We start from the raw sequence: 3176 nt of genomic DNA on the forward strand, positions 1-3176 counted from the left end.
CGACTTGGGCACGATTCCGCGCATGGGCATGTCCATTTCGGGGGGAAGCATCGCCGCACTCCTGGCCAAGAGCGTGCCACGAAGGTAGGGCGGCTCACTGCCCCATAGCCAGCACGAAGATCGATGTTCTGCGGATCAACCGTGTCCGCCTCGTTCGTCGCTATGTTCGCCCAATTGCCGGCGTCGCCCGGCGACAGATTGAGAGGCCGGAGCGGCGCCTGGCTGACCCAAGCTCCGCCGTCTCCGTTTTGGACGCTGATCGCGGCCGAGGAGAATCGCTGCGAGGGGAAAGGTGAGCGGCCCCAACAGAGAGGCCGTCGAAAGCCAGGATGCCTTGATCCGCCAGGATGCGCAGCGGATGGAGCAGACCAAACGGCGTGAGTGTGACAGGCGGGTAGCCTGTAGGGGCCAGCACCTGTTCGCGGGTGGCGGTGGTGATGCGGGAAACCCCCAGGTGCTGGCGCAGCCTCGCCCAGGAAACCCTACCGGTGCCGGGCATCAGGACCAGGACGAACTCCCGGTTCTGGAGGCGAAACACGAGCGAGCGCACCATCTGGCCCGGGGCAAGGCCGCCTTCGCCTGCCGCCCGCTCGATGGAATGAACCGGCGCAGTGTGGGCGAGCAGATGGTAGGGGATTGTCTGCGCCTCCAGCTGGCGTGTGGCAGGCGTCGAGAATGGCATCGGCCGAATTGTATCGGCCTGAGGCCAGGCCTCTCGCCGAGAGAGGTATACTGGGGTTGCCGCTTGGATCGTTGGATCGACCGAGACGGCTGGGTCGTCGCATGCCGATTCCCCCGCCCTCGGCCTGGGCGGGGGTTGTTGTTCTGGTCGGCATCTCACTCCAAGGAGGAGATAGCCATGTCCACCCCTACGGCCGAACACGAATACAAGAAGGTCACCACGCTTGCCTTGCGGCGGAAGAAGGCCGCCGGGGAGCGCATCACCAGCCTCACCGCCTATGACTACCCGACGGCACTGGCGCTCGATCGCGCCGGGATCGACTGCATCCTGGTCGGCGACTCGCTGGGGATGGTTGTGTTGGGCTATGAGAACACGCTGCCGGTCACGATGGAGGAGATGCTGCATCACTGCCGAGCAGTGGCCCGCGGGGCGAAGCGGGCACTGCTCATCGGCGACATGCCCTTTCTCTCCTACCAGGTGTCCGGCGAGGAAGCCGTGCGCAACGCCGGGCGGTTCCTGCAGCAGGGCGGCATGGACGCCGTCAAGGTCGAGGGTGGGCGGGAGCGACTGCCGGCGATCGAAGCCATCCTACATGCCGGGATCCCGGTGATGGGGCACATCGGCCTGACCCCGCAGTCGGTCCATCAGCTGGGCGGCTTCCGGCCGCAGGGCCGGACGGCACAGGCGGCGGTGGAGCTGATACGGGATGCCACGGCCCTGGAGCAAGCCGGCTGTTTCGGCCTGGTGCTTGAATCCATCCCCCAGGAGTTGGGGGATGCGATCAGCCGGCGCCTGAGCATCCCCACCATCGGGATCGGCGCCGGGGCAGGATGCGATGGTCAGGTGCTGGTGACCCACGACCTGCTTGGGCTGTTCGACCGCTTCACGCCACGCTTCGTCCAGAAGTACGCCGATCTGCACAGTGAGATGGCGCGGGCCTTTGCCGCCTACAAGCTGGATGTCGAGTCGGGCAGGTTCCCGTCCGCCGCTCATAGCTTGGAGATGGACGAAGCCGAATGGCGCAGCGTGCAGCAGGCGCTCGAGGCCGGGGAGGCGGCGTGAACGACGAGGCGGTGCTGGTCGTCGGCACCGGCGCCATGGCCTGCCTTTTCGCCGGCCTGCTCTCGGCGCAGGCGGAGGTCGTCATGTTGGGGACTTGGTCCGAGGCGGTGAGGGCGATTCGGTCGGGCGGCGTCCGCCTCGAGTCCGAGGCCGGGTTGCAGACCTGCCGCCCGTCGGCGACCGACAATCCGAGGGACTGCCTCGGCGTGCGCCAGGCCCTGGTGTTGGTCAAGGCTTGGCAGACGCCGCGGGCCGCGGCGCAGTTGGCGGAGTGCCTGGCCCCGGAGGGAGTTGCGCTCAGCCTGCAGAACGGGCTGGGCAACCTTGAGGCCCTGGGAGCGGCCTTGGGCGATGAACGGGCAGCCGGCGGCGTGACCCGGATGGGAGCGACCCTGCTGGGGCCGGGGCGCGTCCGTGTGGGGGGACGCGGACCGACGACGGTCGCCGACCATCGGCGCATCGGCTCGCTGGACAGGTACCTCCGGGCTGCCGGCCTCGAGGTCGAGCGCGTGGCCGACGTGACGAGCGTGGTGTGGGGCAAGCTGGCGGTGAATGCCGGGATAAACCCGGTGGCGGCGCTGCTGCGAGTGATGAACGGTGAGGTGGCGGCCCGGCCGGGGGCAGCCGCGATCGTGCGTCAGGCCGCGCAGGAGGTGCAGGCTGTGGCCCGGGCACTAGGGATCGAGCTGCCCTTCGAGGATGCCGGAGAGCAGGCGTTGGCTGCGGCACGGGCTTCGGCTGAGAACCAGTCCTCGATGCTGCAGGATGTGCTGCGCGGCGCCCGGACGGAGATCGACGCCATCAATGGCGCCGTCGTGCGGTTGGCCCAAGCGGCCGGGGCTCAGGCGCCGGTCAACCAGGTCCTGTGGCGGTTGGTCTCGGCCCTGACCCCAGAGGAGGAGGTAGGATGAAAGTCGTGCGGACGCTCGATGAGCTTCGCTCGGTGCGGGCCGGGATACATGGCCCGGTTGGCTTGGTGCCGACGATGGGCTTCCTGCATGCCGGCCACCTGTCGTTGATCCGGCGCGCCCGGGCAGAGTGCGCTTCGGTCGTGGTCAGCATCTTCGTCAACCCAACCCAGTTCGGCGCCCAAGAAGACCTGGATACCTACCCGCGCGACCTGCCGCGCGACCTCGGTCTGGCCGAGGCCGAAGGGACGGACGTGGTGTGGGTGCCGGAAACCGACGAGATGTACCCCCCCGGCTTCCAGACTTGGGTAACGGTGGAGTCGTTGGCCGAACCTCTAGAGGGCGCTCACCGCCCCGGTCATTTTCAGGGCGTGACGACCATAGTCACCAAGCTGTTCAACGCCGTCCAGCCGCAGCGGGCCTATTTTGGCCAGAAGGACGGCCAGCAGGTCCTGGTCGTGCGCCGGATGACAGGCGACCTCGATTTCCCGGTCGAGGTGGTGGGGTGCCCGACCGTGCGCGAG

At 68.0% G+C, this 3176-nt stretch carries 4 protein-coding genes; 3 read left to right on the forward strand and 1 reads right to left on the reverse strand.

Going from position 1 to position 3176, the window contains the following annotated elements; genetic code table 11:
• Positions 1–160 precede the first annotated feature (160 nt).
• A complete protein-coding gene (locus MUO23_06340) occupies positions 161–682 on the reverse strand; it encodes a YbaK/EbsC family protein (protein ID MCJ7512574.1) in 522 nt (173 codons plus the stop codon).
• A 177-nt stretch (positions 683–859) separates the two neighbouring features.
• Between MUO23_06340 and panB the strand changes: the two genes are divergently transcribed.
• From panB to panC, 3 genes are all read left to right on the forward strand, one after another.
• Entirely contained in the window at positions 860–1744 is an 885-nt protein-coding gene (panB, locus tag MUO23_06345) for a 3-methyl-2-oxobutanoate hydroxymethyltransferase (GenBank protein ID MCJ7512575.1), read from the forward strand.
• Positions 1741–2655, forward strand: coding sequence for a 2-dehydropantoate 2-reductase (locus MUO23_06350; GenBank protein ID MCJ7512576.1), 915 nt, complete (start codon positions 1741–1743; stop codon positions 2653–2655). Before panB ends, MUO23_06350 begins: the two co-directional genes overlap by 4 nt.
• A partial coding sequence (gene panC / locus MUO23_06355) for a pantoate--beta-alanine ligase (GenBank protein ID MCJ7512577.1) occupies positions 2652–3176 on the forward strand: 525 nt, incomplete at its 3' end. The genes MUO23_06350 and panC, both read left to right, overlap by 4 nt.

The sequence above is a fragment of the Anaerolineales bacterium genome, from assembly GCA_022866145.1.
GTDB lineage: Bacteria > Chloroflexota > Anaerolineae > Anaerolineales > E44-bin32 > PFL42.